At 40.3% G+C, this 2,616-nt stretch carries 2 protein-coding genes and 1 pseudogene; all 3 read left to right on the top strand.

Going from position 1 to position 2,616, the window contains the following annotated elements; genetic code table 11:
• Positions 1 to 297: pseudogene (locus ACIQAA_RS32345) on the top strand (TRAP transporter substrate-binding protein); the annotation flags it as partial.
• Between the two features lie 143 nt (positions 298 to 440).
• The gene (locus tag ACIQAA_RS32340) at positions 441 to 920 is read left to right on the top strand and encodes a TRAP transporter small permease (protein WP_402628010.1); all 480 of its coding nucleotides are present in this window, start codon (positions 441 to 443) and stop codon (positions 918 to 920) included.
• A 21-nt stretch (positions 921 to 941) separates the two neighbouring features.
• Positions 942 to 2,243, top strand: coding sequence for a TRAP transporter large permease (locus ACIQAA_RS32335; protein ID WP_402628008.1), 1,302 nt, complete (start codon positions 942 to 944; stop codon positions 2,241 to 2,243).
• Positions 2,244 to 2,616: the final 373 nt, after the last annotated feature.

Raw genomic sequence — 2,616 nt, 5'->3', positions numbered from 1 at the left:
GAACATACCATGATTCCGGATATTCTTGTTATGAGTTCTACTACATGGAACAGCCTATCTGAAGAACAGCAGAAAATCCTAACGGATGCAGCTCAATCCTCTACAGAATACCAAAAGGAACTCTGGAATCAAGCGATTGAAGAGGCAATAACAGAAGCGAAGTCCAAGATGAACGTGAAATTCACTGAAGTCGATAAAGAGCCATTTATCGAGAAGGTTAAGCCAATGCATGATGAATATAGCAAGAAAGATTCTAATATTAAAGAAATCATGGATGCTATTGAGGCTCTAAAATAAAAGGGAGAAGGTCAAGCTCCGCCTTATAAGTCGTAATAATAGGCGGCGCTTGGCCTTTTATATTTATTGGGAGTGAAATGGTTACCATGACTGTAAAAGCAACGATTGCGAAAGACACCGATTTAAAAGAAGGAGTTTAGGTTATGAAAACAATACGAAGTTTCCTGGATAAGTTAATTATGTTTGTGGGGTGCGTATTCACTATCATCATGGTTATCGGTGCAATCTGGCAGGTCTTTAGCCGATATGTATTGGGTGATCCGAGTACGATTACAGAAGAGTTGCTTCGTTTCGGACTTATATGGACCACTATGTTGGGAGCAAGTTATGCTTTCGGGAAAAACGAGCATTTGGCGATTACCGGATTATTGGAAAAATTAAAAGGGCAAAATCAAAAGGCCGTTAGAATGGTTAATGATTTGTTCATTATTGGCTTTGCCGGTGCAGTCATGATCAAAGGCGGGTTAAACATTGTAAATACGACCATGGCACAGTTGACACCGATTCTGCAAATTCCGGTTGGAGTGATTTATTCCATCGTGCCTATTTCCGGAACGATTATTATCATTTATCAACTATTAAATATGCCCGATTGGTTGAAGAAGAAGGAAGAAATTTTATAGAGATGAAAGAAGGAGTTTTTCATGGGTGCGATTGAAACAGGTTTAGTGTTGGTTATAAGTTTTATTATTTTAATGGCAATGGGAGTTCCGATTTCTGTAGCCACCGGAATAGCATCTTTTATTGCCGCGATAATGATTGTACCGTTTGACGTTGCCATTTTTACGGCAGCTCAAAAAATGGTAACAGGAATAGATAGTTTTTCCCTTTTGGCCGTCATCTTTTTCATTTTGTCTGGAATTATTATGAATAACGGGGGAATCGCCCTGCGTCTCGTCAACCTTGCAAAGTTGATGGGCGGCAGTCTTCCTGGATCACTAGCTCATACGAATGTCGTAGGGAACATGCTGTTTGGGTCGATTTCAGGTTCCGCAGTAGCGGCAGCGGCTGCCATTGGTGGTACTATGGCTCCGCTTCAGGAAAAAGAAGGATATAACAAAGCGTATTCTGCGGCTGTAAATATTGCCTCTTCCCCTACAGGTCTATTGATTCCTCCGAGCGGAGCATTTATTATTTACTCGATGGTCAGCGGAGGAACTTCGATTGCCGCATTATTTTTAGCGGGCTATGTACCGGGAATCCTAATGGGGCTAACAGTTATGGCGATTGCCTACTATATTGCTAAAAAAGAGAATTATCCAGTAGCAAAAAGACCGAGCTTTTCTGAGGGTACAAAAGTTATTATTGACGCCATTCCAAGCTTACTACTCATCGTAATCGTTATCGGGGGAATTGTAGCAGGTGTCTTTACTGCAACGGAAGGTTCTGCCGTCGCTGTTTTATATTCCGTCATTCTTTCTATCATTTATAAAACTTTAAAGTGGTCCGATGTTCCTAAGATTTTGGGTGAAACAGTTGTTATGACAGGGATTGTGCTATTTTTGGTCGCGGCTTCATCGATCATGTCCTGGGTAATGGCGTTTAGCGGTATACCAGCTGCGATCAGCGAGGCTGTATTATCCATTTCAGATAACCCTATCGTTATTCTATTGATTATGAATGTCGTATTGCTATTAGTCGGCACCGTAATGGATATTACACCGGCAATCCTTATTTTTACCCCTATCTTTTTGCCAATTGTAACTCAAATAGGCATGGATCCTGTGCATTTTGGAATTGTTTTGGTTTTTAACCTTTGTATCGGTATCGTGAGTCCGCCGTCCGGAAGTAGTTTGTTTGTCGGATGCAGTGTTGGGGGAGTTAGCATAGAGGCAGTAACAAGACCGTTATTGATTTTCATGGCAGGTTTAATTGTTACGCTACTGCTCGTAACGTATGTTCCAGCTATTACCTTGTTTGTTCCAAAATTATTTGGAGCCATGTAGTTGGCATGGCCCAAACTGTCTTCATTAATGCAATACACCAGAGCTGCCTTTCTTTATCGGGTTTCAAATTCTATTATTATAGTAATCAAGTTAATAATATGTGACGGAGAAATGGAGACTCACACTGATTGCCTGTTTTTTATTCAGGTCCTTCTGTTGTGGTCTCTTTTTTTCGCCATAATCGTAAAGGGGAAAAAGGATATCTTAATTCATTTAAAATGAGGATTTAGGAAAAATAAATAATTTAAAAAATGGGGGTCAATTGTAATGAGAAAATTGTTATCTTTTGTTACATCCGGGATTTTAGTAGCTGGAATTTTGGGTGGATGCGGCAATGCAGGAAACAATACAGCTGATACAGGCGGAAAGGAAA

It is taken from the genome of Neobacillus sp. NPDC093182 (assembly GCF_044754045.1).
Note: the sequence above shows the minus strand (reverse complement) of the source record. Positions and strands in the feature narration are given on the sequence as shown.